The organism is Pseudomonas sp. CP-1, from assembly GCF_021213715.1.
Taxonomy (GTDB): Bacteria; Pseudomonadota; Gammaproteobacteria; order Pseudomonadales; family Pseudomonadaceae; genus Pseudomonas; species Pseudomonas aeruginosa.
Window position 1 is genome coordinate 100877 of sequence record NZ_JAJQKY010000012.1, and the last position, 20920, is coordinate 121796.

At 68.8% G+C, this 20920-nt stretch carries 22 protein-coding genes; 20 read left to right on the forward strand and 2 right to left on the reverse strand.

Going from position 1 to position 20920, the window contains the following annotated elements; translation table 11 throughout:
• Positions 1-4 precede the first annotated feature (4 nt).
• Entirely contained in the window at positions 5-730 is a 726-nt protein-coding gene (locus tag LT948_RS22190; RefSeq protein ID WP_019485358.1) for an acid phosphatase, read from the forward strand.
• 23 nt (positions 731-753) lie between these two features.
• On the opposite strand, the gene LT948_RS22195 is transcribed toward LT948_RS22190, so the two are convergent.
• Complete coding sequence (locus LT948_RS22195; RefSeq protein WP_003117232.1) at positions 754-1671, reverse strand: LysR family transcriptional regulator; 918 nt, start codon at positions 1669-1671, stop codon at positions 754-756.
• A 350-nt stretch (positions 1672-2021) separates the two neighbouring features.
• On the opposite strand from LT948_RS22195, the gene LT948_RS22200 reads away from it, so the two are divergent.
• The 9 genes from LT948_RS22200 (at position 2022) to LT948_RS22240 (ending at position 12195) form a co-directional block, all read left to right on the forward strand.
• A complete protein-coding gene (locus LT948_RS22200; protein ID WP_023092271.1) occupies positions 2022-4394 on the forward strand; it encodes a TonB-dependent receptor in 2373 nt (790 codons plus the stop codon).
• Positions 4395-4434: 40 nt separating this feature from the next.
• A complete protein-coding gene (locus tag LT948_RS22205; RefSeq protein ID WP_003110976.1) occupies positions 4435-5337 on the forward strand; it encodes a TauD/TfdA dioxygenase family protein in 903 nt (300 codons plus the stop codon).
• Between the two features lie 67 nt (positions 5338-5404).
• Positions 5405-6304, forward strand: a complete 900-nt coding sequence (locus LT948_RS22210; RefSeq protein ID WP_023092272.1) for a TauD/TfdA dioxygenase family protein — start codon at positions 5405-5407, stop codon at positions 6302-6304.
• A gap of 646 nt (positions 6305-6950) precedes the next feature.
• On the forward strand, positions 6951-8069 hold the full coding sequence (locus tag LT948_RS22215) for a Re/Si-specific NAD(P)(+) transhydrogenase subunit alpha (protein ID WP_003083972.1): 1119 nt from the start codon (positions 6951-6953) through the stop codon (positions 8067-8069).
• A gap of 75 nt (positions 8070-8144) precedes the next feature.
• Complete coding sequence (locus LT948_RS22220; RefSeq protein WP_003083974.1) at positions 8145-8453, forward strand: NAD(P) transhydrogenase subunit alpha; 309 nt, start codon at positions 8145-8147, stop codon at positions 8451-8453.
• A complete protein-coding gene (locus LT948_RS22225) occupies positions 8453-9889 on the forward strand; it encodes an NAD(P)(+) transhydrogenase (Re/Si-specific) subunit beta (protein ID WP_003083975.1) in 1437 nt (478 codons plus the stop codon). Before LT948_RS22220 ends, LT948_RS22225 begins: the two co-directional genes overlap by 1 nt.
• Before the next feature lie 342 nt (positions 9890-10231).
• Positions 10232-11044 carry an energy transducer TonB gene (locus LT948_RS22230; RefSeq protein ID WP_003117234.1) on the forward strand — a complete coding sequence of 271 codons (813 nt, stop codon included), beginning with the start codon at positions 10232-10234 and terminating at the stop codon, positions 11042-11044.
• Positions 11045-11072: 28 nt separating this feature from the next.
• Positions 11073-11792 (forward strand): MotA/TolQ/ExbB proton channel family protein, encoded by a 720-nt coding sequence (locus LT948_RS22235; RefSeq protein WP_073657418.1) that lies wholly within the window; start codon positions 11073-11075, stop codon positions 11790-11792.
• A 1-nt stretch (position 11793) separates the two neighbouring features.
• Positions 11794-12195 (forward strand): ExbD/TolR family protein, encoded by a 402-nt coding sequence (locus LT948_RS22240; RefSeq protein WP_003106175.1) that lies wholly within the window; start codon positions 11794-11796, stop codon positions 12193-12195.
• Positions 12196-12375: 180 nt separating this feature from the next.
• On the opposite strand, the gene LT948_RS22245 is transcribed toward LT948_RS22240, so the two are convergent.
• Positions 12376-12588 carry a DUF3079 domain-containing protein gene (locus tag LT948_RS22245; protein WP_003111981.1) on the reverse strand — a complete coding sequence of 71 codons (213 nt, stop codon included), beginning with the start codon at positions 12586-12588 and terminating at the stop codon, positions 12376-12378.
• Positions 12589-12803: 215 nt separating this feature from the next.
• Here LT948_RS22245 and LT948_RS22250 point away from each other — a divergent pair, with 215 nt between their 5' ends.
• From LT948_RS22250 to madM, 10 genes are all read left to right on the forward strand, one after another.
• Positions 12804-13385: an alpha/beta hydrolase gene (locus tag LT948_RS22250; protein ID WP_218816341.1), complete on the forward strand. Its 582-nt coding sequence runs from the start codon at positions 12804-12806 to the stop codon at positions 13383-13385.
• 110 nt (positions 13386-13495) lie between these two features.
• Positions 13496-15160 (forward strand): malonate decarboxylase subunit alpha, encoded by a 1665-nt coding sequence (gene mdcA / locus LT948_RS22255; protein WP_023098324.1) that lies wholly within the window; start codon positions 13496-13498, stop codon positions 15158-15160.
• Entirely contained in the window at positions 15160-16041 is an 882-nt protein-coding gene (locus LT948_RS22260) for a triphosphoribosyl-dephospho-CoA synthase (protein ID WP_003137092.1), read from the forward strand. Before mdcA ends, LT948_RS22260 begins: the two co-directional genes overlap by 1 nt.
• A gap of 1 nt (position 16042) precedes the next feature.
• Positions 16043-16342 carry a malonate decarboxylase subunit delta gene (locus tag LT948_RS22265; RefSeq protein WP_003084001.1) on the forward strand — a complete coding sequence of 100 codons (300 nt, stop codon included), beginning with the start codon at positions 16043-16045 and terminating at the stop codon, positions 16340-16342.
• Positions 16335-17198, forward strand: coding sequence for a biotin-independent malonate decarboxylase subunit beta (locus LT948_RS22270; protein ID WP_003084003.1), 864 nt, complete (start codon positions 16335-16337; stop codon positions 17196-17198). Before LT948_RS22265 ends, LT948_RS22270 begins: the two co-directional genes overlap by 8 nt.
• The gene (gene mdcE, locus LT948_RS22275; RefSeq protein ID WP_003133103.1) at positions 17195-18001 is read left to right on the forward strand and encodes a biotin-independent malonate decarboxylase subunit gamma; all 807 of its coding nucleotides are present in this window, start codon (positions 17195-17197) and stop codon (positions 17999-18001) included. The genes LT948_RS22270 and mdcE overlap by 4 nt, the downstream gene beginning before the upstream one ends.
• Positions 18002-18016: 15 nt before the next feature.
• Positions 18017-18709: a malonate decarboxylase holo-ACP synthase gene (locus LT948_RS22280; protein WP_073657419.1), complete on the forward strand. Its 693-nt coding sequence runs from the start codon at positions 18017-18019 to the stop codon at positions 18707-18709.
• Positions 18706-19638, forward strand: coding sequence for a malonate decarboxylase subunit epsilon (mdcH, locus tag LT948_RS22285; RefSeq protein ID WP_073657420.1), 933 nt, complete (start codon positions 18706-18708; stop codon positions 19636-19638). Before LT948_RS22280 ends, mdcH begins: the two co-directional genes overlap by 4 nt.
• A gap of 56 nt (positions 19639-19694) precedes the next feature.
• Positions 19695-20099, forward strand: coding sequence for a malonate transporter subunit MadL (gene madL, locus LT948_RS22290; protein WP_003084010.1), 405 nt, complete (start codon positions 19695-19697; stop codon positions 20097-20099).
• Positions 20100-20104: 5 nt separating this feature from the next.
• Positions 20105-20869 carry a malonate transporter subunit MadM gene (gene madM / locus LT948_RS22295; RefSeq protein ID WP_003084016.1) on the forward strand — a complete coding sequence of 255 codons (765 nt, stop codon included), beginning with the start codon at positions 20105-20107 and terminating at the stop codon, positions 20867-20869.
• The last annotated feature ends 51 nt before the right edge of the window (positions 20870-20920 follow it).

Sequence of the window (20920 nt, forward strand, 5' to 3'; positions counted from 1 at the left end):
CTTCATGAACAACAAGACCCTATGCCCTTCGCTCTTGCTCTGCCTTTCGCTGCTCGCACCGCTGTCTTGTCTCGGGGAGACCGCCGCCGCGCCCTATCCGCTGGCCCACCCACCGCGCCTGGCCGACTACCTCCCGCCGCCGCCGGCGGCGGACTCGGCTGCGGCCGTCGCCGATCTCGGCGCGGTGCTGGAGGCGCAACGCCTGCGCACGCCCGAACAGGTACGCCGGGTACGCGCCCACGACCAGTGGGAGGACAACGTCTTCCCCTTCGCCGGCGACCTGCTGGGCGCGTCGTTCGACAAGGAACGCCTGCCGCTGACCCGGAGCTTCTTCAACCGCGCCCAGGAAAACCTGGTCGAGGTGCTGATGCCGGCGAAGAAGCACTTCGCCCGCCCGCGTCCCTACGAAGTGACATCGAAGGTGAAGCCGGTGCTGCCGCCGCCGGAGGGGGAGTCCTATCCCAGCGGCCACACCATGGACAGCTACTTCAAGGCCTCGCTGCTGAGCATGCTGGTGCCGGAGCATCACGATGCGTTCTTCGCCCGCGCCGAGGAGCATGCGCAGAGCCGGGTGCTGGCCGGCGTGCACTTCCCCAGCGACCTGGAAGGCGGGCAGACCGCCGCCGCGGCGCTGGTGGCGAGCCTGCTGGCCGATCCGGCGGTGGCCGCCGACTTTGCCGCGGTGCGCGAGGAGCTGCGCGGCGCGCTGGGGTTGCCGAAACTCCAGTAGAGGAAGGGAAACCGCGCGGCGGCTCAGGCCGCCGCGTGTTGCGCCTGGTCCAGTTCCACCAGCGTCTCGATCATCGCCTTGGCCGCCGCCGAAAGCCGGTAGCCGCTGCGGCTGATGATGCCGCAGCGGGCGCTGAGGCTATCCAGGTTCTGCGGCAGGTTGCGCCACTGTAGCGGTTGCAGTTCGCCGCGCTGCAGGTAGGGGCGCAGGGTCTCGTCGCTGGCGATGCCGATGGCGTCGGTCTGGCGAACGATGCGGATCAGCGCGTGCATGTTCTCGCAGCGGATGTTGGCGGCGAAGTCGATCTTGCCGCTGAGGTTCGCCAGCAGCTTGCGGATGCCCGGGGGAATCAGGGTCGAGGCCAGCGGGTAGTTGAACAGGTCGTTGGTGGACAGGCTGTCCTTGCCCAGCAGCGGATGTTGCGGACGGCAGAAGAACTGGCCGCGGCGCGGGGTCAGCGGGCGCGTCTGGAAGTTCGGGTCGGCCTCGAAGTCGCGGATGTCGGCGACGAAGAATTCGATCTCTTCGCGGAGCAGGGAGCGGCTGAGCTTTTCCCAGTTGTCCACGTCCAGGCTGATCTGCACCCGCGGGTGGCGGTTGATGAAGTCGGCCACCGCGTCCGGCACCAGTTGCTGGGCCGGCGCCGGCCCGCTGCCGAAGCGCAGCTCGCCGGCATCCAGCTTGTTCAACTGGGCGATCTCGTGGATCAGGTTGGCCGACCCCTGCACCAGGCTCAGCGCGTGTTGCAGCACCACCTGGCCTTCCGGCGTCGGGCGCAGGTCCTTGCTGCCACGGTCCACCAACTGGCAGCCAAGCTCCTGCTCCAGGCCCTGGATGCTGCGGCTGAAGGCCGGCTGGGTGATGCCCATGGCGTCCGCCGCGCGGACGAAACTGCGGTGTTCGGCGAGGGCGATGAAGTAACGCAGTTGGCGCAGATCCATGATGCTTTACCGGCATTGGAAATATTGGACAAAGGCATTTGCCGTTCGGGATGTGCTGGTTTTAAATGCAAGCTCTTATTCCGTCAACAAAGAACAAATTAGAAAAATATGCGATTTAGTAATAAGCATAGATAGACCCCAGGAGCTGAACATGGTCCACCGTGCCTTTGCCGCGCCACCTCCGCCGTTCCGAATGCCCTTCCGCGTCGCCGGCGGCTGTCGTCCCTGACAGTCGCCCGGGGCTGAGCCGTCCGCCGGCCCCCCTTCGAACCTTTCGCCAGATCGCTGCCTTGCGCGGCATGGCCGCCTGCTGCCTGCGTCCGGCTGTGCCGGAACCGAGGACATTCACGATGAAGTATCACTACCGCTTGCCGCTCCGCCGAACGCCGCCCGGCGGCTCCGACTACGCCCTGGCCCTGCTGCTCGCCCTCGGCGGTGCGTTGCCGGCCAGTGCCGCCGATGCTCCCGCGCCCGCCGAGGAGGCGCCGCCGCTGGCCGGCAGCGCACCGGCCAAGGCCGATACGGCCCTGGGCAAGGTTACCGTCACCGCGCGTCGCCGCGAGGAGGATTCGCAGAAGGTACCGACGCCGATCACCGTGCTCGGCGGCGAGACTCTCGAGGCCCAGCGCATCTCCCGGGTGCAGGACCTGCAGCAGGTGCTGCCCAGCGTCAATGTCGCCTACATCCATGCGCGGCAGTCGAGCGTCGCCGTGCGCGGCATCGGCAACAACCCCGCCAGCGACGGCCTGGAAGGCAGCGCCGGGATCTACCTCGACAACGTCTACCTGGGGCGGCCGGGAATGGCCGTGTTCGACCTGCTGGACATCGAGCAACTGGAGCTGCTGCGCGGTCCGCAGGGCACTCTGTTCGGCAAGAACACCACCGCCGGGGTGCTGAACATCAGCACCCGCGCGCCGACCTTCACTACCGAACGCACCGTCGAGGTCTCCGGCGGGCAGGACGGCTACTTCCAGGGCCGCGGCACGGTTTCCGGGCCGCTCGGCGAAACCCTCGCCGGACGCCTCTCGGCCTATCGCACCCGCGACGACGGCTACATCAAGAACATCCACGACGACAACTATCTCAACGGCGGCGAGCGCCAGGGCGCGCGTGGGCAATTGCTGTTCGAGCCGAACGAGGACTTCAGCCTGCGCTGGATCGCCGACTACAACGAGGAGGATTCGAGCAACGGCAGCATGGTGGTCTACGGCGCCGCCGAGCGTTTCTGGCAGCGCGCCGCGCTGGTCGGCGCTTCGCCGTTGCGCGATCCGCAGCGCAAGAAGGTCAACATCAACGGCCGCCAGCACGTCAGCGTGCACCAGGGCGGCAGCTCTCTGGAGGCCAACTGGAACCTCGCCGGCGGCTACCGCCTGACCTCCATCAGCGCCTACCGCTACTGGCACTTCTCCCCGGCCAACGACGAGCAACTGAACGTCTCGGCGATCAACGACACCGGGGTGGAAGTGCACGACCGGCAGTTCTCCCAGGAGATCCGCCTGGCCTCGCCCACCGGCGGTGCCTTCGACTACGTGGTGGGCGCCTACGCGTTCAGGCAGAACCTCGGCAACAAGACCTTCACCTCCTACGGACCGTTGGCCGACCTGTACCTGCTCGGCGCCAATCTCGGCGCGCTGAACGACACCTACTCGAAGGCCAACGGCAAGATCGAGACCGACAGCTTCGCGCTGTTCGCCCAGGGCACCTGGCACCTCAGCGAACGCCTGGACTTCACCGCCGGCCTGCGCGGTACCTACGAGGAGAAGAACGCCAAGGTCGAGCGCTTCGCTCCGCTGGGCGGCGCGGCGGTCGGCGGGGTCGGCGCGGCGGTGCGCAACGGCCAGCTCGGCGCCTACGATTCCGGCGATCTCAGCCAGTACAACTTCGCCCCTTCGGCGTTGCTCAGCCTCAGCTACCAGTTCAGCGACGACCTGCTCGGCTACGCCAGCCTGTCCCACGGCGAGAAGTCCGGCGGGGTCAACCTGGCGGTGGGCAGCGCGCCGAGCGCCGGCGCCGATTCGCTGCTGGTCGGACCGGAGCGCGCCAACGACGCCGAGCTGGGCCTGAAGAGCACGCTCTTCGACCGGCGCCTGCTGCTCAACGCCAACCTGTTCTGGACCGGCATCCACGGCTACCAGGCCACCACCCTGTACCAGGCGCCGGGCTCGACGCAGTTGGTGCAGGTGCTGGCCAACGCCGGCAGCGTGCGCTCGCGCGGCCTGGAATTCGAGGCCACCGCGCTGCCGTTGCGCGGCCTGACCCTGAACTTCAACGGCTCTTACAACGACGTCACCTACCTGTCGTTCAAGGATGCCCCGTGCCCTGCGGAAGTCAGCACCCGGCCCGGCGCGCCGAGCAGTTGCGACCTCAGCGGGCAGCGCGTGGTCGGCGCCTCGAAATGGATCGCCAACCTCAATGGCGAATACCAGTGGCGCCTCGACGACCGCTTCCAACCCTACGTCAGCGCCAGCTACGCCTACCGCTCCGCGGCCGAGGGCACGCTGGACAACTCCGACCTTTCGAAGATCGACGGCTACGCCCTGGTGAACCTCGCCGCCGGCCTGCGCAGCGATCTCGGCGACGGCCAACTGGACACCTCGGTATGGCTGAAGAACGCCTTCGACAAGGACTACTACCTGAGCGCCTTCGCCAGCATCAACGGCTCCTACACCGCATCGGTGGGACAGCCGCGCACGCTCGGCGTATCGCTGCGCTACGACTTCTGAGCCTTCACCCACGCAGTACCCCACGCATGAGGAACATGACATGAGCAATGCAGCACAAGCCCTCGCCACGCCGGTACGGCTCGACGTCCGGCCGGTCGCCGGACGGATCGGCGCGGAGATTCGCGGCGTGACCCTGTCCGGCGAACTGGACGCCGCCACCGTCGAGGCGATCCAGGCCGCCCTGGTACGCCACAAGGTGATCTTCTTCCGGGACCAGAGCCATCTCGACGACCAGACCCAGGAGGCCTTCGCCCACTTGCTCGGCGAACCGGTCGCCCACCCCACAGTGCCGTCCCGCGAAGGCACCCGCTTCCTCCTCGAGCTGGATGGCGCCGAAGGCCGCCGGGCCAACTCCTGGCATACCGACGTGACCTTCGTCGAGGCCTACCCGAAGGCCTCGATCCTGCGCAGCGTGGTGGCCCCGGAGTCCGGCGGCGACACCGTCTGGGCCAACACGGCGAGCGCCTACGCCGACCTGCCGGCGGAGCTGCGCGAGCTGGCCGACCGGCTCTGGGCGGTGCACAGCAACGAGTACGACTACGCCGGGGTCAAGCCCAGCGCCTCGCTGGAGCAGTTGGAGAACTACCGCAAGGTGTTCACCTCGACCGTCTACGAGACCGAGCACCCGGTGGTCCGCGTGCATCCGCAAAGCGGCGAGCGGACGCTGCTCCTTGGCCACTTCGTGAAACGCCTGAAGGGTCTTTCGCAGCATGACTCGGCGCACCTCTTCGCGGTGCTGCAGGGACACGTCACGCGCCTGGAGAACACCGTGCGCTGGCGCTGGCAGGCCGGCGACGTGGCGATCTGGGACAACCGCGCGACCCAGCACTACGCGATCGACGACTACGGCGACCAGCCGCGCGTGGTGCGCCGGGTGACCCTTGGCGGCGACGTGCCGGTAGGCATCGACGGACAACGCAGCCGGACGATCCGGAAGGCATGACGGACCCGGCCCTCTCCTCGCCGGGGAGGGCGACCACAGGCAGAACGAACCCGCGAGGACCCCTTACATGAGCCAATCCGCCACCGCCCGGCAACCCGAACCCGAGGTCGCCGAGGCATTCCGCATCACCCCCCTGGAGGCGCCGCTGGGCGCCGAAGTCCGTGGCCTCGACGCGCGTCGCCCGCTGGCGCCGGAGCAGGTCCTGGCGCTCAAGCAGGCGCTGCGCGAGCACCACGTCCTGGTGTTCCGCCAGCAGCACCTCGACGATGAGCAGTACTTGCGCTTCGCCACCCTGTTCGGCTCGGTGTTCCAGCCGCCGGCGGACATCCCGGTGCTGTCCTCGGGTGGCGACGGCAAGGTGCCGGACATCGTCAAGGTGGCCAACACCGGCGACGGCGAACTGGGCAACTTCGCCCTGCCGGCACACATCGACCACCAATGGACGCCGGTGCCGTCCTCCGGCTCGTTGCTCTACGCGCTGGAGGTGCCGTCCAGTGGCGGCGAGACGCGCTTCACCAACCTGGCGCGCGCCTACGAGAGCCTCGACGAGGCGACCCGGCGCGAGATCGATGGCCTGCGCCTGATCAACTACAACCCCTTCATCCGCCTGCGCGAGGGCGGCTACGGCGGCGGTTTCGCCACCTACCGCACGCCGGACATCGAACCGATCCAGGGCAGCGAGCACCCACTGGTACGCACCCACCCGGAAAGCGGCCGGCGCGTACTGTTCCTCAGCGCCCACACCGAGGTGGAGATTCCCGGCTACGACCCCGCGCGGGGCCAGGCGCTGATCGGTCGCCTGCGCGAACATCTGGCGCGCCCGGAACTGAGCTACAGCCACGCCTGGTCGGTGGGCGACATCGTCTGGTGGGACAACCAGGCCGTGCTGCATGCGCGCAACGCCTTCCCGGCCAGCGAGCGGCGGCGCCTGAAGCGCATCAGCCTGGCGGGCAGCCGTCCGTTCTGAACCGGCATCCCCCAGCGTGCGCCGGCTCCTCCGTTGCCGACCGACGCCGGTCGCTGCGCACCGCTCTGGCGAGCCCCTTCCGTTCCGGCGAATAGCTAGCAGAACTGCGACATGCTGTCGCAGTTCTGCCATTTCTCCGCGTCTATCCTGCCCATAGGGCAATTCGCCTTTGGTCTAACGAGCTGGCCTGCAGCGCCCATGGAAAGGCGATCCTGACTTTGTAGTCAAAGTTTAGCTTTGCTACTTTGGCCAGGCATCAGGGATTGCTGATACAGCGTATTAAAAACATTAATTACCCCGGCATTCCGCGGCGCTGGCAGGATATTTTCCCGTCGAAGCCGTAGCGGCTTGACCTGATAGCCGGTCATTCACGGCAGGGATGTCATATTCTCGCGCGGGCTTCCCCGGATAGGCTGCACGCCAGTCAGGACGCGCCCGGCGGCGATGGGCGGGAATTGTTGGTCGGTTTATGACTTGTAGTTTCTCTGTCGTATGCCTTCAGAACTTGTTGAAGGCTTTTCGGCTCGATTGCACAATGCCGCGCCAAGGTTCGTTCGCGAATCGCGGTATGTGAGCTAGACCTCCGCAGCCGGTGCGCCATCCGCAGTGCCCCGGACTACTCGACAATCACGCAGGAGATTCGTGAGTGCAGATCGGTGTCCCCCTCGAGACCCATGCCGGTGAGACGCGGGTTTCCGCCACCCCGGAAACCGTCAAGAAGCTGATCGGCCAAGGCCACCAGGTGATCGTCCAGAGCGGCGCCGGCGTCAACGCCAGCCAGCCGGACAGTGCCTATGAAGCCGCCGGCGCGACGATCGGCAGCGCCGCCGAGGCCTTCGGCGCCGACCTGGTGCTGAAGGTGGTCGCGCCCAGCGCCGCCGAGCTGGCCCAGATGAAAAGCGGCGCCGTGCTGGTCGGCATGCTCAACCCCTTCGACAACGAGAACATCGCCCGCATGGCCGAGCGCGGCATCACCGCCTTCGCCCTCGAGGCCGCGCCGCGTACCTCGCGGGCGCAGAGCCTGGACGTGCTCTCCTCGCAGGCCAACATCGCCGGCTACAAGGCGGTGATGCTCGCCGCCAACCACTATCCGCGCTTCATGCCGATGCTGATGACCGCCGCCGGCACCGTGAAGGCCGCCCGCGTGCTGATCCTCGGCGCCGGCGTCGCCGGCCTGCAGGCGATCGCCACGGCCAAGCGCCTGGGTGCGGTGATCGAGGCTTCCGACGTGCGTCCGGCGGTGAAGGAGCAGATCGAGTCGCTCGGCGCCAAGTTCGTCGACGTGCCCTACGAGACCGACGAAGAGCGCGAGTGCGCCGAAGGCGTCGGCGGCTATGCGCGGCCGATGCCGGCCTCGTGGATGGAGCGCCAGGCCAAGGCCGTGCACGAGCGCGCCAAGCAGTCGGACATCGTCATCACTACCGCGCTGATCCCCGGCCGCAAGGCGCCGACGCTGCTGCACGAGGCGACCGTGGCGGAGATGAAGCCGGGCTCGGTGGTCATCGACCTGGCCGCCGCCCAGGGCGGCAACTGCCCGCTGACCGAGGCCGACCAGGTCGTGGTCCGGCACGGCGTGACCATCGTCGGCCACAGCAACCTGGCCGCGCTGGTACCGGCGGACGCCTCGGCGCTATACGCGCGCAACATCCTCGACTTCCTCAAGCTCACCCTGAACGCCGAAGGCTTCAGCGTGAACCTCGAGGACGACATCGTCGCCGCCTGCCTGATGTGCCGCGACGGGCAGGCGGTGCGCAAGAACGGCTGAGCCGCTGCGTCGGGAAGCTTCGATAACGATAAATGCGCACGCCTCGCGCCTGCGCCCTGAAGACCGGTGAAAACGATGGATATCATTTCTGACGGGATCTACAACCTGATCATCTTCGTGCTGGCCGTGTACGTCGGCTACCACGTGGTATGGAACGTCACCCCTGCCTTGCACACCCCGCTGATGGCGGTGACCAACGCGATTTCCGCGATCGTCATCGTCGGCGCCATGCTCGCCGCCGCCCTGACCGTGACCCCGCTGGGCAAGGCCATGGGCACCCTCGCCGTGGCCCTGGCCGCGGTCAATGTGTTCGGTGGCTTCCTGGTCACCCGGCGCATGCTGGAAATGTTCAAGAAGAAAGCGCCGAAGGCGGGGGGCCACTGATGAGCATGAACCTGGTCACCCTCCTGTACCTCATCGCCTCGGTCTGCTTCATCCAGGCCCTGAAAGGCCTGTCGCACCCGACCACCTCGCGCCGCGGCAACCTCTTCGGCATGGTCGGCATGGCCATCGCCGTGGCCACCACCGTCGGCCTGGTGTTCAAGCTGGGCGCGGAGATCGCCACCACCGGCGTCGGCTACATCGTCGTCGGCCTGCTGGTCGGCGGCACCGCCGGCTCGATCATGGCCAAGCGCGTCGAGATGACCAAGATGCCCGAGCTGGTCGCCTTCATGCACAGCATGATCGGCCTGGCCGCGGTGTTCATCGCCATCGCCGCGGTGGTCGAGCCGCAGTCGCTGGGGATCGTCGCGCACCTGGGCGACACCATTCCCACCGGCAACCGCCTGGAGCTGTTCCTCGGCGCGGCCATCGGCGCCATCACCTTCTCCGGTTCGGTGATCGCCTTCGGCAAGCTCTCCGGCAAGTACAAGTTCCGCCTGTTCCAGGGCACCCCGGTGCAGTTCTCCGGGCAGCACCTGCTGAACCTGGTGCTCGGCCTGGCGACCCTCGGCCTGGGCCTGGTGTTCATGTTCACCGGCAACCTCACCGCCTTCGCCGTGATGCTGGCGCTGGCCTTCGTCCTCGGCGTGCTGATCATCATCCCCATCGGCGGCGCCGACATGCCGGTGGTGGTGTCGATGCTCAACTCCTATTCCGGCTGGGCCGCGGCGGGGATCGGCTTCTCGCTGAACAACTCGATGCTGATCATCGCCGGCTCGCTGGTCGGCTCTTCGGGCGCGATCCTCTCCTACATCATGTGCAAGGCGATGAACCGCTCGTTCTTCAACGTCATCCTCGGCGGCTTCGGCGCCGAAGCCGACGCCGGCGGCCCGGCGGGCTCCAAGGAGCAGCGTCCGGTGAAGTCCGGTTCGGCCGACGATGCCTCGTTCCTGCTGACCAACGCCGACAGCGTGATCATCGTCCCCGGCTACGGCCTGGCGGTGGCCCGCGCCCAGCACGCGCTGATGGAACTGGCGGAGAAGCTGACCCATCGCGGGGTCACCGTGAAGTTCGCCATCCACCCGGTCGCCGGGCGCATGCCGGGGCACATGAACGTGCTGCTGGCCGAGGCCGAGGTGCCCTACGAGCAGGTGTTTGAGATGGAGGACATCAACTCCGAGTTCGGCCAGACCGACGTGGTCCTGGTGCTCGGTGCCAACGACGTGGTCAACCCGGCGGCGAAGAACGATCCGAAGTCGCCCATCGCCGGCATGCCGATCCTCGAGGCCTACAAGGCCAAGACCGTGATCGTCAACAAGCGCTCCATGGCCAGCGGCTACGCCGGCCTGGACAACGAGCTGTTCTACCTGGACAAGACCATGATGGTGTTCGGCGACGCCAAGAAAGTCATCGAAGACATGGTCAAGGCGGTGGAGTGATTCCCCGCTGAGTCCACCAGAACCCCGGCCCAGGCCGGGGTTTTTCGTTTTCGCGGGTTGTCCGCGCAGCGTTCTCCGCCGCTTCCAACGGCGAAAACACCAGCCTTTCAGGAATATTTTTCATGCCCGCAAGGCATGGGTTTTTCGTCGGATCGCTGTAGCCCGCCAACCACGCGGCCTGTGGCGACAGGGGCGAAACCCATAGCTCCAGAAGTTATTTCCATAACAAAAATAATTACTTCAGGCGCTAAGCCTCCTTGCCAATCATGCAACTCCCTGCGCCGCTAGGACTCCAGCACGGACCTGAGCGGCCATCGAGTTCGTCAGTGCAAGGAGCTTTTCATGGCAACACCCCAGCCCGTCGATGCCCGCACGCAGCCCTGGCGCGAGACGCCCGGCGGCGACCTGGTGGCGCTCGGTCGGCCGGTTCGCCAGGCGTTGCACCTGGTTCGCCACAACCCGGCACAGGGTCGGGTGCTCAGCCGGCGCGAGACGATCCTGCTGGTCCTGTTCGCCCTGACCCTGCACGGAGCGGTGATCCATTGGCTGAGCCAGCAGAGAACCCCGGCGCTGCCCGAGGTGCCGCCACAGGTGCCGCCGATGACCATCGAGTTCACCGCCCCGGCGCCGCCGGTGGTGGAACCGCCGCCGCCCGAGCCGTTGCCGCCGGTGGTCGAGGAACCGCCACCGCCGGTGGTCGACGAGAACGCGGTGAAGCCGCCGCCGCCGAAGCCGGTGCCAAAGCCGAAACCCAAGCCCAAGCCGCAACCCCGGCCCAAGCCGGCGCCGAAGGCCGTCGAGCCGGCTCCGCCCGCGCCGCCGCAACCCGCCGCGCCACCCGCCCCGCCGGCGCCAGCCGCCGCCCCGGCGCCGCTGACGCCGCCGTCGGCGAACGCCGGCTACCTGCACAACCCGGCGCCGGAATACCCCGCCCTGGCCATGCGCCGCGGCTGGGAGGGCACCGTGCTGTTGCGGGTGCATGTCCTCGCCAGCGGCAGCCCGAGCGAGATCCAGGTGCAGAAGTCGAGCGGACGCGAAGCCCTCGACCAGGCCGCGGTGAAAGCGGTCAAGCGCTGGTCCTTCGTTCCCGCCAAGCGCGGCGACAAGGCCGAGGACGGCTGGGTCAGCGTACCGATCGATTTCAAGTTGAACTGAATCTGCAGCGTCACGAGGAGCATCCGTCATGAGTCTGTTAACCACCCCGCTCGAATCCGTCGAAGGCGCCGTCATCTGGCTGCTGGTCGGCTTTTCCGTGGTCACCTGGGGCCTGGCCCTGGTCAAGGGCGTGCAGTTCGCCCGGCAGAAGCGCCAGGACCGCCAGTTCCAGAAGCAGTTCTGGAGCGCCACCAGCCTCGACTCCGCCGGCGAGCAGGCGCAGGACAAGCAGGGCGCCGGCGCCCGCGTGGCCCAGGCCGGCTTCGCCGCGATCCAGGTGCAGGACAACGGCCAGCCCGACCTGGCCCAGTCGACCAACCACCAGGACCGTCTCGAACGCGCCCTGCGCCAGCAGATCCAGCGCGAGCGGCGTTCCCTGGAGTCGGGCCTGGCGGTGCTCGCCTCGATCGGCTCGACCTCGCCCTTCATCGGTCTGTTCGGCACCGTCTGGGGCATCATGGAGGCGCTCAAGGGGATCAGCGCGGCCGGCTCGGCGAGCCTGGAGACCGTGGCCGGGCCGATCGGCAGCGCGCTGATCGCCACCGGCGTGGGAATCGCCGTCGCGGTGCCGGCGGTGCTGGTCTACAACTACTTCCTGCGGCGCCTGAAGCTGACCGCCGCCGACCTCGACGACTTCGCCCACGACTTCTACAGCCTGGCGCAGAAGAGCGCGTTCCGCGTCATCGTCCATCCCTCCGCCGCGCGCCAGGCCGGCAACCCCTCGCGCAACGTGAAGGAGGCGTCCTGACATGGCCTTCTCGACCCAGGACAGCGACGAAGTCCTTTCCGAAATCAACGTCACCCCGCTGGTCGACGTGATGCTGGTGCTGCTGGTGGTGTTCATCGTCACCGCGCCGCTGCTGACCAACTCGATCCCGATCAACCTGCCGAAGACCGAATCGGTGGCCCCGCCGGAGCAGAAGGATCCCCTGGTGGTGAGCATCGATGGCGCCGGCAAGCTGTTCGTCAACAAGGACGAGATCCAGCCGGAGCTGCTGGAGAGCAACCTGGCCGCGGCCAAGGCGAAGGACGCCGAGGTCCGCGTGCAGTTGCAGGCCGACGAAGGGGTGAACTACGGCCAGGTGGCGAAGGCCATGGCTTCCATCGAGCGCGCCGGGATCACCAGGCTGGCAGTGATCACCGCACGCTGAAGCGAATCCACGCCGTCCGGCGCAGGCCGGGCGGGCAACGGTTTCGACCGCTCCGATCCGGGCAGGGGAGAGCGGTCTTTTTTATTCCGGATGGACGCTCCTCGGGTGTGTCCGCCGAGGCCGGGCTTCCGAATGCATCGCGCATCGTGCCCGTCGCTTGCACGCCCCACGCCTGGGCGCTCAGGCCTGGCGTGCCGGCGCCTCCTGCTCCTTGGCGTCCTCCGTTCCTTCGACTTCCCATTCACCGGCCCAGTCCTCGCCGAACAGTTCGCTGGGATGCTGGGTGCGGCTGGCGCCGTTGCCGCAGCCCATAGATTCCGCCGAGCAATAGCGGTCGCAACCCCAGCAGATGCGCTCCGGGTGGCTGGGATGGAGGGGAAATTTCTTGGCCATGATCCTGTCCCGATACCTGATGCCTGCGCTCAGGTATACCGCCGATGGCATGCGTCGCCCAGGCGTTGCCGCGGAAAAGTGGCTTCGGCTTGCGCTGGATCAACTCGATTGGCTCATATGAATTCATAGAATATTAAAATTGCTTTTTATTCCTTAGAGAAAAAAGACTGCGCCCTTACACTTCCCTGGTGATGAATTTTTCTGGAGGGATCTCCATGCACAGCGAACGCGTCCGTTATGTGTTGGTGCCCGGTTGGTACGGCTCGGAAGACGCCCATTGGCAAAGTCACTGGCAGCGCGCGCTGCCCAATGCCTCACGGGTCGAGCAACAGGACTGGATCACCCCGCTGCGCGCCGACTGGATCGCCGAGCTGGACGCCGAGATCCGCCGCCAGCCCGGGCCGGTGGTGCTGATCGCGCACAGCCTGGGTTGTGTGACAGTGGCGCTGTGGGCGGCCCAGGCCGAGCGCCGGGTGCGCGACCAGGTACGCGGCGCCCTGCTGGTGGCGCCGGCCGACGTCGAGCGCGAGAGCTGCGCCGAGGCGCTGCGCAACTTCGGGCCGATCAGCCGCGAGCCGTTGCCGTTCCCCAGCGTGCTGGTGGGTTCCGACAACGACCAGGCCTGCAGCCCGCAGCGCGCCATGCACCTGGCCCGCGCCTGGGGCGCGGAGACGGTGATCCTGCCCGAGGCCGGGCACATCAACGTGAAGTCCGGCCACGGCGCCTGGGAGGCCGGCTACCGTCACCTGTTCCGCTTGCAGTACCTGATCGACAGCCAGGCCCGTCGCCGCGCCTGATCCTCCAGATCGTTAACCTTGGCGTAACGGTTCGTCGCCCGGCTTGATTGAACAGGCCTGGCGGCCTGCCTAACGTGGCTCCTCACGACAGCGTGAAACCTGGAGCCGACATGACGACACCGATCTCTCCCCCGCCGCAGTGGTCGCGGCGCCGCCAGGAAAAGCAGCGGCGCCTCGAGCGCGTGCGCGGCTTGGCCGACGGCGCGGTGCTGCCGCGCGAACGCCTGGTCGCCGCGCTGGAGGCGCTGATCGCGCCGGGCGATCGGGTGGTGCTGGAAGGCAACAACCAGAAGCAGGCGGACTTCCTCTCCCGTTCGCTGGCGCGGGTCGATCCCGGCAAGCTGCACGACCTGCACATGATCATGCCCAGCGTCGGCCGCCCGGAGCATCTCGACCTGTTCGAACTGGGCATCGCGCGCAAGCTCGACTTCTCCTTCTCCGGCCCGCAGAGCCTGCGCATCGGCCAGTTGCTCGAAGACGGCCTGCTGGAGATCGGCGCGATCCACACCTACATCGAGCTGTACGCGCGGCTGGTGGTCGACCTGATCCCCAACGTCGCACTGGTCGCCGGTTTCGTCGCCGACCGCGAAGGCAACGTGTACACCGGGCCGAGCACCGAAGACACCCCGGCGCTGGTGGAGCCCACCGCGTTCAGCGACGGCATCGTCATCGTCCAGGTCAACCGTATCGTCGACGACCCGCGCGACCTGCCGCGAGTGGACATCCCGGCGTCCTGGGTGGACTTCGTGGTCGAGGCCGACCAGCCGTTCTACATCGAGCCGCTGTTCACCCGCGACCCGCGCCACATCAAGCCGGTCCACGTGCTGATGGCGATGATGGCGATCCGCGGCATCTACCAGCGGCACAACGTGCAGTCGCTGAACCACGGCATCGGTTTCAACACCGCGGCCATCGAACTGATCCTGCCGACCTACGGCGAGTCCCTCGGCCTGAAGGGCAAGATCTGCCGACACTGGACCCTCAACCCGCACCCGACCCTTATCCCCGCCATCGAGAGCGGCTGGGTCGAGAGCGTGCACTGCTTCGGCACCGAGCTGGGCATGGAGGGCTACATCGCCCAGCGTCCCGACGTGTTCTTCACCGGTCGCGACGGCTCGCTGCGTTCCAACCGGATGTTCTGCCAACTGGCCGGGCAGTACGCGGTAGACCTGTTCATCGGCGCCACCCTCCAGGTCGACGGCGACGGCCATTCCTCCACCGTCACCCGCGGACGCCTGGCCGGTTTCGGCGGCGCCCCGAACATGGGCCACGACCCGCGTGGCCGGCGCCACTCGACGGCGGCCTGGCTGGACATGCGGGGCGAACCCGAGGCCTTGCTGGAGCGCGGCAGGAAGCTGGTGGTGCAGATGGTCGAGACCTTCCAGGACGGCGGCAAGCCGACCTTCGTCGAGCGTCTCGACGCGCTGGAGGTGGCGCGCCAGACCGGCATGCCGCTGGCGCCGGTGATGATCTATGGCGACGACGTCACCCATGTGCTCACCGAGGAAGGCATCGCCTACCTGTACAAGGCGCGCTCGCTGGAGGAACGCCAGGCGATGATCGCCGCGGTGGCGGGGATCAGTCCGATCGGCCTGCGCCACGATCCGCGCGAGACCCTGCGGATGCGCCGCGAAGGGCTGATCGCGCTGCCCGAGGACCTCGGCATCCGCCGCACCGACGCCTCGCGCGAGCTGCTGGCGGCGAAGAGCATCGCCGAGCTGGTCGAGTGGTCCGGCGGCCTGTACCAGCCGCCGGCGCGTTTCAGGAGCTGGTGATGAACGCCATCGCGAACCTCGCGGCGACGCTGCGCGCCGACCTCGGCGAATGCCTGGCCGACCTGGCGGTGGACGCCCTCATCGACGAAGCCGAACTGTCGCCCAAACCGGCCCTGGTGGACCGTCGCGGCAATGGCGCGCATGCTGACCTGCACCTGGGCCTGATGCAGGCCTCGGCGCTGAGCCTGTGGCCGTGTTTCAAGGAAATGGCCGACGCCGCCCAGCGGCATGGGCGCATCGATGCGCGCCTGCGCGGCGTCCTTGGCCAACTGGGGCGCGACGGCGAGGCGGCGATGCTGCGTACCACCGAAGGCGTGAACACCCATCGCGGAGCGATCTGGGCGCTCGGCCTGCTGGTCGCGGCCGCCGCTCTCGAACCGCGCCGCACGCAGGCCGGCGAAGTGGCCGCGCGCGCAGGACGCATCGCCCTGCTCGACGATCCGGCGGCCGCCATCGGCGACAGCCACGGCGAGCGCGTCCGTCGGCGCTACGGCGTCGGCGGCGCCCGCGAGGAGGCGCGTCTCGGCTTCCCCCGCGCAGTGCGCCACGGCCTGCCGCAGCTATGGCGCAGCCGCGAAGGCGGCGCTGGCGAGCAGAACGCCAGGCTCGATGCGCTGCTGGCGATCATGAGCGTCCTCGACGATACCTGCGTGCTGCACCGCGCCGGCCGCGTCGGCCTCGCCGCGATGCAGGATGGCGCACGCGCGGTGCTCGCCGCCGGCGGCAGCGCCAGTCTCGCCGGGCGTCGCCGCCTGTGCGAGCTGGACCGCCGCCTGCTGGCGCTGAACGCTTCGCCCGGCGGCGCCGCCGACCTGCTGGCCGCCTGTCTTTTCCTCGATCGCCTGCCCGCCGTGTCCGGTGGGTGGGCTGGGAGTCTCTGAGATGGAAACCCTGACCTTCGAATTTCCCGCCGGCGCTCCGGCGCGCGGTCGCGCCCTGGCCGGCTGCGTCGGCTCTGGCGACCTGGAGGTGCTGCTCGAGCCGGCCGCCGGAGGCGCGCTGAGCATCCAGGTGGTGACCTCGGTAAACGGCAGCGGCCCGCGCTGGCAACAACTCTTCGCGCGGGTCTTCGCGGCGTCCACGGCGCCGGCCGCGTCGATCCGCATCCACGATTTCGGCGCCACTCCCGGGGTGGTCCGCCTGCGCCTGGAGCAGGCACTGGAGGAGGCTGGCCATGACTGACGTCGCCCGCCTGCTGGCGCTGCGCAGCTTCACCGAACTGGGAGCGCGCCAACGCGCCCGTGCCCTGCTCGACGCGGGCAGCTTCCGCGAGTTGCTCGATCCCTTCGCCGGCGTGCAGTCACCCTGGCTGGAACGACAGGGCATCGTGCCCCAGGCCGACGATGGGGTAGTGGTCGCTCGTGGCCTGCTCGACGGCCAGCCGGCGGTGCTCGCCGCCATCGAAGGTGCCTTCCAGGGCGGCAGCCTTGGCGAAGTCAGCGGAGCGAAGATCGCCGGCGCGCTGGAGCTGGCCGCCGAGGACAACCGCAACGGCGTTCCGACCCGGGCCCTGCTGTTGCTGGAAACCGGTGGCGTGCGCCTGCAGGAAGCCAACCTCGGACTGGCGGCGATCGCCGAGATCCAGGCGGCCATCGTCGATCTGCAGCGCTACCAGCCGGTGGTGGCGGTGATCGCCGGGCCGGTCGGCTGCTTCGGCGGCATGTCCATCGCCGCCGGGCTGTGCAGCTACGTGCTGGTGACCCGCGAGGCGCGCCTCGGATTGAACGGTCCGCAGGTGATCGAACAGGAGGCCGGCATCGCTGAATACGACTCGCGCGACCGGCCGTTCATCTGGAGCCTCACCGGCGGCGAGCAGCGCTTCGCCAGCGGTCTCGCCGACGCCTACCTGGCCGACGACCTCGATGAGGTACGCACCTCGGTACTCGCGTATTTCGCCAAGGGCCTGCCGGCTCGGCCGCGCTGCCGCCGCGCCGAGGATTACCTGCGGCGGCTGGGCGACCTCGATACCGCCGAGCAACCGGATGCCGCCGGCGTGCGCCGGCTGTACCAGGGGCTGGGCCAAGGAGATGCAACATGAGCCAACCGTTCACTTCCCGTGGCCTGGCCTGGTTCCAGGCGCTGGCCGGTAGCCTCGCGCCGCGTCCCGGCGATCCTGCTTCGTTGCGCGTCGCCGATGCCGAGCTGGACGGCTACCCGGTGCGTTTCCTGGCCGTCGTGCCCGATCCCGACAATCCGTTCCCGCGCGCTCGCCAGGGCGAGGTCGGGCTGCTCGAGGGCTGGGGCCTGGCCGCCGCCGTCGACGAGGCGCTGGAGGCCGACCGCGAGGCGCCGCGCAAGCGCGCGCTGCTGGCCATCGTCGACGTGCCGAGCCAGGCCTACGGCCGCCGCGAGGAGGCCCTGGGTATCCACCAGGCGCTGGCCGGGGCGGTGGATGCCTACGCCCGCGCCCGACTCGCCGGGCATCCGCTGATCGGCCTGCTGGTGGGCAAGGCGATGTCCGGTGCGTTCCTCGCCCACGGCTACCAGGCCAACCGCCTGATCGCCTTGCACGATCCGGGGGTGATGGTCCACGCCATGGGCAAGGCCGCCGCCGCGCGGATCACCCTGCGCAGCGTCGAGGAACTGGAGGCGTTGGCGGCGAAGGTGCCGCCGATGGCCTACGACATCGACAGCTACGCGTCGCTCGGCCTGCTCTGGAGGACCCTTCCGGTGGAGACCGTCGAGGTGCCGTCGACGGCGGACCTGGTGCGGGTCCGCACCTGCCTGGGCGAGGCCCTGGCCGATATCCTCGGCGGCCCGCGCGACCTCGGCGGCCGCCTCGGCGCGGCCAACCGCGAGGCGTCGGCGCGGGTGCGCCGGCTGCTGCGCGAGCAGTGGTGAATTCAGGAGCGAGCCGTGGTCATCGCGAACAGCTCACAGCGGGGCTCCAGCCGGCGACGGCTCGCTCCTGATCCGATGCGCCGCTGGGCAGCGCCGGAGCCCCACGACCTGCTCCTGGGCATGGCGCCGGCGCATCTGCCGGAGAATGCTCCGGCCTGGGTCTGCGCGGCACTGAAGGCCGGCTGGCCGGTGGTGGTGCGCCGTGCGCCGGCAGATCCTGCGCGGGTGGCCATCGGCGTGCGCGGCCTGGCGCGGGAGCAGCGCTGGGCCGGCTGGATGCCGTTGGCGGCAATCACCCGGCGCTTGCGCCCGGAAGCGCTGGGCCAGCGCGAGCCGGCGATGCTGCGCGATCTGCCGGCCTGGCGTGCCTTGCGCGACCTGCGTGCGCCGCTGAACGCGCTGGGACTGGCCTGGGGCGTGACCGGCGGCGCCGGTTTCGAGCTGGCCAGCGGGGTCGCCGTGCTGCATCCGGACAGCGACCTCGACCTGCTGCTGCGCACCCCGCGCCCGTTCCCACGCGATGACGCGCTGCGCCTGCTGCAACGCTTCGAGCAGTGTCCCTGCCGGATCGACCTGCAACTGCAGACCCCGGCGGGTGGCGTGGCCCTGCGCGAATGGGCCGAGGGTCGGCCCCGGGTGCTGGCGAAAGGCAGCGAGGCGCCGCTGTTGCTGGAAGACCCCTGGCGGGTCGCGGAGGTCGAGGCATGAGCGTGCTGTTCGCCTATCCCGGCCAGGGCGCCCAACGTCCCGGCATGCTCGCGGCCTTGCCCGACGAACCGCCGGTGCGCGCCTGCCTGGAGCAGGCGGCGGACTGTCTCGGCCAGGCGCCGGCCGAACTGGAGAGCGCCGAGGCCTTGCGCGGCACCCGCGCGGTGCAGTTGTGCCTGCTGATCGCCGGGGTCGCCGCCAGCCGCCTGCTGGAGACGCGCGGGCATCGGCCGGGGCTGGTCGCCGGGCTGTCCATCGGCGCCTATCCGGCGGCGGTGGTGGCCGGCGCGCTGGACTTCGACGACGCGCTGCGTCTGGTGGCGCTGCGCGGCGAACTGATGCAGGCCGCCTGGCCCGAGGGCTACGGGATGAGCGCCATCCTCGGTCTCGACCAGGCGCAACTGGATGCGCTGATCCTGATGGTGCGGCGCGAGCACCCGCCGCTCTACCTGGCCAACGTCAACGCCGAGCGGCAACTGGTGGTGGCCGGCAGCGAAGCGGCGCTGGCCGCCCTCGCCGAACGCGCGCGTGCCGCCGGCGCCAGCGCGGCGAAGCGCCTGGCGGTGAGCGTACCGTCGCACTGTGCGCTGCTCGACGAACCGGCCGCGCGCCTGGCCGAAGCCTTCGCCGGCATCCACCTGCATCGGCCGCGCGTGCCCTTCCTGAGCAGCAGCCGGGCGCGCCTGGTCGCCGAACCGGCCGCGCTGGCCGACGATCTCGCCGGCAACATGGCGCGCCGCGTCGAGTGGCTGGCGACATTGCGCAGCGCCTACGAGCGCGGTGCCCGCCTGCATCTCGAGCTGCCGCCGGGACGGATCCTCAGCGGGCTGGCGCGGCCCCTGTTCGGCTGCGCCACGCCGGCTTTCGACGGCTCCCGGGCGGATACCCTGGACGCGCTGTTGCGCGAGGAGGAAAAGAGAACCCGATAAGCGTTCGTTCGAGGCATAAAAACAACAACATCGATCCGCAACCGAGGACAACAATAATGATTATCTACGGTGTCGCACTGCTGTCTCTGTGTACCCTCGCCGGGCTGTTCATCGGCGAGATCCTTGGCGTGCTGCTCGGCGTGCCGGCCAACGTCGGTGGCGTCGGCATCGCCATGCTGCTGCTGATCTTCGTCGGCAGCTACCTGGGCAAGCGTGGCCTGCTCTCGGCGAAGACCGAGCAGGGCGTGGAGTTCTGGAGCGCGGTCTACATTCCCATCGTGGTCGCCATGGCCGCCCAGCAGAATGTCCTCGGCGCGCTGAGCGGCGGGCCGGCCGCTATCCTCGCCGGCATCGCCGCGGTCGCCGTGGCCTTCGCCCTGGTCCCGCTGCTCGACCGCTTCGGCCGGAAGAAAGCCGAAGGCGCCCCGCCGTTGAAACCGCGCACCAGCGTGCAGGGGTGAGCGCCATGTTCGAGTCCCTGAACAAAGTCATCAATGGCTACGGCCTGATCAGCGGCTTCGCCATCATCGGCGTGACCATGGCGGTGTCCTACTGGTTGTCGGCGCGCCTCACCCGCGGGCGCCTGCACGGCTCGGCGATCGCGATCTTCCTCGGCCTGGTGCTGTCCTACGTCGGCGGCGTCGCCACCGGCGGGCAGAAAGGATTGGTGGACGTGCCCCTGATGTCCGGTATCGGCCTGCTGGGCGGCGCCATGCTGCGCGACTTCGCCATCGTCGCCACGGCCTTCGGGGTGAATGTCGAGGAACTGCGTCGGGCAGGGGTTTCCGGGGTGGTGTCGCTGTTCCTCGGGGTCGGTTCGTCGTTCGTCGCCGGGGTCGCGGTGGCCATGGCCTTCGGCTACACCGATGCGGTCAGCCTGACCACCATCGGCGCCGGCGCGGTCACCTACATCGTCGGACCGGTGACCGGCGCCGCCCTGGGGGCCAGCTCCGAGGTGATGGCGCTGAGCATCGCCGCCGGGCTGGTGAAGGCGATCCTGGTGATGGTCCTGACGCCTTTCGTCGCGCCCTACATCGGCCTGAACAATCCACGTACGGCGGTGATCTTCGGTGGTCTCATGGGCACCTCCAGCGGCGTCGCCGGCGGCCTCGCCGCCACCGACCCGAAGCTGGTGCCCTACGGTTGCCTGACCGCGGCGTTCTATACCGCCATCGGTTGCCTGCTGGGGCCGTCGCTGCTGTATTTCAGCGTGCGCGGCCTGGTTGGGTGAGCGGGCTGGTCCGGGCTCCCTCTCCCTGAAGGGCGAGGGTTGGGGAGAGGT

Coding starts and splice junctions, on each gene's coding strand:
- LT948_RS22250 (WP_218816341.1), top strand. CDS start 12,804: ATGCACAGCGAACGCGTCCGTTATGTGTTGGTGCCCGGTTGGTACGGC.
- LT948_RS22240 (WP_003106175.1), top strand. CDS start 11,794: ATGGCCTTCTCGACCCAGGACAGCGACGAAGTCCTTTCCGAAATCAAC.
- LT948_RS22260 (WP_003137092.1), top strand. CDS start 15,160: ATGAACGCCATCGCGAACCTCGCGGCGACGCTGCGCGCCGACCTCGGC.
- LT948_RS22245 (WP_003111981.1), bottom strand. CDS start 12,588: ATGGCCAAGAAATTTCCCCTCCATCCCAGCCACCCGGAGCGCATCTGC.
- LT948_RS22205 (WP_003110976.1), top strand. CDS start 4,435: ATGAGCAATGCAGCACAAGCCCTCGCCACGCCGGTACGGCTCGACGTC.
- mdcH (WP_073657420.1), top strand. CDS start 18,706: ATGAGCGTGCTGTTCGCCTATCCCGGCCAGGGCGCCCAACGTCCCGGC.
- LT948_RS22200 (WP_023092271.1), top strand. CDS start 2,022: ATGAAGTATCACTACCGCTTGCCGCTCCGCCGAACGCCGCCCGGCGGC.
- LT948_RS22210 (WP_023092272.1), top strand. CDS start 5,405: ATGAGCCAATCCGCCACCGCCCGGCAACCCGAACCCGAGGTCGCCGAG.
- LT948_RS22235 (WP_073657418.1), top strand. CDS start 11,073: ATGAGTCTGTTAACCACCCCGCTCGAATCCGTCGAAGGCGCCGTCATC.
- LT948_RS22195 (WP_003117232.1), bottom strand. CDS start 1,671: ATGGATCTGCGCCAACTGCGTTACTTCATCGCCCTCGCCGAACACCGC.
- madL (WP_003084010.1), top strand. CDS start 19,695: ATGATTATCTACGGTGTCGCACTGCTGTCTCTGTGTACCCTCGCCGGG.
- LT948_RS22265 (WP_003084001.1), top strand. CDS start 16,043: ATGGAAACCCTGACCTTCGAATTTCCCGCCGGCGCTCCGGCGCGCGGT.
- LT948_RS22230 (WP_003117234.1), top strand. CDS start 10,232: ATGGCAACACCCCAGCCCGTCGATGCCCGCACGCAGCCCTGGCGCGAG.
- mdcA (WP_023098324.1), top strand. CDS start 13,496: ATGACGACACCGATCTCTCCCCCGCCGCAGTGGTCGCGGCGCCGCCAG.
- LT948_RS22270 (WP_003084003.1), top strand. CDS start 16,335: ATGACTGACGTCGCCCGCCTGCTGGCGCTGCGCAGCTTCACCGAACTG.
- madM (WP_003084016.1), top strand. CDS start 20,105: ATGTTCGAGTCCCTGAACAAAGTCATCAATGGCTACGGCCTGATCAGC.
- mdcE (WP_003133103.1), top strand. CDS start 17,195: ATGAGCCAACCGTTCACTTCCCGTGGCCTGGCCTGGTTCCAGGCGCTG.
- LT948_RS22190 (WP_019485358.1), top strand. CDS start 5: ATGAACAACAAGACCCTATGCCCTTCGCTCTTGCTCTGCCTTTCGCTG.
- LT948_RS22220 (WP_003083974.1), top strand. CDS start 8,145: ATGGATATCATTTCTGACGGGATCTACAACCTGATCATCTTCGTGCTG.
- LT948_RS22225 (WP_003083975.1), top strand. CDS start 8,453: ATGAGCATGAACCTGGTCACCCTCCTGTACCTCATCGCCTCGGTCTGC.